General features: G+C 38.4%; 1 protein-coding gene and 1 pseudogene. One reads left to right on the forward strand and one right to left on the reverse strand.

The features are described 5' to 3' along the window. Window positions 1-491, reverse strand: a pseudogene (locus tag AC3DU7_RS25845) (hypothetical protein); the annotation flags it as partial. 697 nt (window positions 492-1,188) lie between these two features. Here AC3DU7_RS25845 and AC3DU7_RS25850 point away from each other — a divergent pair. Beyond that, a partial coding sequence (locus tag AC3DU7_RS25850) for a glycoside hydrolase family 10-like protein (RefSeq protein WP_488042147.1) occupies window positions 1,189-2,584 on the forward strand: 1,396 nt, incomplete at its 3' end.

Below are 2,584 nucleotides of genomic sequence, written 5' to 3' on the forward strand. Positions count from 1 at the left end.
CCTAATATTCTGACTTGTCTGGGTATTTCAGAGATAATATTTGGGGTAGTTTTTCCTTCGGAAAAGCTGAGTATAGTTTCAATTTTATGATTTTCTGAAAGGTAAATTTCTCCCCAAGGTAGTTTATGTAAAATTTCTGTTGTTTGGATGTCTGAAATATTTTGAGTGTTGATAATGAGGATAGTTTTTTCAGTGTGAGGAATTAGGTTTTTGATGGGTGTGAACCAGGTATTTATTTCTTGGCATAGTGCTTGATAATAATGGAAACATTCGGAGCTGGAAATGTGAGTAATTTGGTGTTTTTTGAATCCTGCTCTGGGGGTTGGGGTGAGAGAAGTATATTGTTGTTGCCAGTTTTTATATAGGTGTGGAATTTGGGGTGCTGCTGGTAAGGTTATGGTTATTTTTGGAGTGTTATTTGGTTGGATAGTGAGATGGAAGCCTTGTTGAAAGTTGCCGGAGTTGAGGTAGATGGTGATTTGGTTTTCCATGATTTTTTTAGTTAGTGAAATATCAATATTAACTGTTGGAACAGTTGCGGATTTTTTATAGGATTTATTTAAGTTGTTCGTCTATTACTTGAGGTGTTAAATATAAAAAAGCCTCTAAATATACAGTCGAAAGCTTGTCAAAAAATTATGCAAGACTATTTTATTTAATCTATAGCAAGGAACGAGTTGCTGAGGACATAGATTGATTGATGATGAACCTTAGACAGAGAAATACTTTTCCCACTGTTGTCTGTTCCCTACTATAGTGAGACTTATACATTTTATGGTTGAAAAATGCCTGAGAGTTAGTCTAAATAAGGAAATTACGTCAATGCCCTAGAAATGCCTAGAACCCTTAGTCATTTCAGTTATCAATTATCAGTACCTCTGCAATAAGGAGGCTTGAAATACGGAATTCTCTGTGAGCTGAATTATTTATTCCATATTTTGCGCTCTGCACTACCAAATCAACTATATAGTTTAGTTAATAAAACTTTATATTATGTCCTATTTTCTACATATCTTGTCTATACCTTTATTAGATTTACTATAAGTAGAATGAGGTTAAATTATCTGGCATTCCTGAAATGTGATAGTAAGTAGCTGAAGGTAAAATTGAAAAACTTATGTTTTGTGTTGATACTTAATCTAAAAATCATTATCATTCAGCAACGCCAATTATCCAAATAGTCCAAACATGAACTTAATCAGCAAACTATTTTCCACAGTTAACATCCCTCCGAATATTCGCTTTCGACCCAAAAACCTCCTCTGGGTTTCCCTAATAATATTTGGACTAACCCTCACTCAAATCTACACTTATCTACCAACCGCCACTGCTCAACAACCCTCCTCCTTTTCCCCCAGAGAATTTCGAGGAGTATGGGTAGCATCCGTTGCCAATATTGACTGGCCTTCCCAACGTGGTCTATCTGTCGCGCAACAAAAATCAGAATTACTCAACATCCTCAACCGGATGCAAGAACTTAACCTCAATGCTTTAGTATTGCAAGTTCGACCAACAGGAGACGCTTTGTATGACTCTCCCATCGAACCCTGGAGTGGTTGGATGACAGGTAAACAGGGAACCCCACCAGAACCATATTATGACCCACTAGAATTTGCGATCGCCGAAAGTCATAAACGCAATATCGAACTCCATGCTTGGTTTAACCCATACCGCGCTCAACTTAGTCCCAATGATGGTTCCTTTGCTGGAAATCACATGGCGGTCAAATATCCCCAATATGCTTATAGATACGGCAAAAATATTTGGATGGACCCAGGGGCGAAAGTTATTCAAGACCAAACTTTCAACACCATTATGGATGTGGTGCGTCGTTATGACGTTGATGCCATTCACTTTGACGACTATTTCTACCCCTACCCTCAAAGGGGACAAGACTTCCCCGACTACCAAACCTATAACGCATACAAAGCATCTGGTGGTACTCTCTCTGTATCTAACTGGCGACGACAGAATGTGAATAATATGGTGCAACGTCTTTACCAAGGTATTCATGCTGAGAAACCTTATGTAAAATTTGGCATTAGTCCATTTGGCATTTATCGCCCAGGGAATCCTCCTGGTATTGTTGGGTTCGATCAATATGAAGGTTTATACGCTGACGTGAAATTATGGATGGAGAAGGGTTGGCTAGATTATTTAGCACCCCAACTTTATTGGCGTATCGACCCCCCTCAACAAAGTTATCCAGTTTTGTTAAATTGGTGGTTACAACAAAACCCACAACGCCGTCATATTTATGCTGGCAACTTTTTAAGTCAATTACAAGGTGCGGGTTGGTCAGTATCTGAGTTTGAGAGACAAGTTGCAATTTCTCGTCAGAGAGCAAGTCAACTTTCTTTAGGAAATATCTTTTTTAGTATGAAGATGTTTAGAGATAATTTTGCAGGTGTGAATAATGTGTTCAAAAGCTCAGTTTATCCAACTCCAGCATTACCTCCCGCCATGCCGTGGTTAGATAATCAACCTCCTGCACCACCTACAGGAATACAAGTTAATTCTGATGTGATTAGTTGGAATGTTGATAATACTGGAGATGTTCGCTCTTGGGCATTGTATCAGCAAA

It is taken from the genome of Okeania sp., assembly GCF_983059655.1.